At 72.8% G+C, this 459-nt stretch carries 1 protein-coding gene; it reads right to left on the bottom strand.

Annotation, left to right across the window (positions count from 1 at the left end; all coding sequences use genetic code 11):
* Nucleotides 1–311, bottom strand: a 311-nt coding sequence (locus P3H15_RS55150) for a wax ester/triacylglycerol synthase domain-containing protein (protein WP_346348901.1), incomplete at its 3' end; no start/stop codon positions are given.
* Nucleotides 312–459: the final 148 nt, after the last annotated feature.

Genomic DNA, 459 nt, shown 5'->3' with positions numbered 1-459 from the left:
GCGGCGCGGGCCGCGTCCCACGCCATGGCCGGAAGCGCGGAGCCGGGACCGGTCGCGGCGGCCGTGCCCGCGTCCGGCACGGCCGCCAGCGGGGTCCGGGGCTGCCAGGGCGTGGGCATGTTCCGGCGGTGCGGGTCCTCGCTCATGCTGTCGCGGAGCAACCTCATCGCGGATGCGCCGTCGGCGAGGGCGTGGTGGATCTTGGTGTAGATCGCGTAGCGGCCGTCGGTCTCCTGGGCCAGGTTGGCCAGACCCTGGTGGGTGACGACCACACCCTTGGGCCGGCCGGTGGACCCGGAGGTGTAGATCACGTACGCGGGGTGCTCGACCCGCAGCGCACGAACACGATGCTGGTCCGCTGCTGGCGTGCGGCCGGGACCAGAATCACCGCCTGTGAGGTGGCGGTCGTCGAGGATCAGCCACCGGACGTGATCGGGCAGATGCTCGAGCTCGGTGGAC

This window comes from Rhodococcus sp. T2V (assembly GCF_029269925.1).
Classification (GTDB): Bacteria; Actinomycetota; Actinomycetes; order Mycobacteriales; family Mycobacteriaceae; genus Rhodococcus_F; species Rhodococcus_F koreensis.
This window is presented reverse-complemented; position numbering and strand designations above follow the sequence as displayed.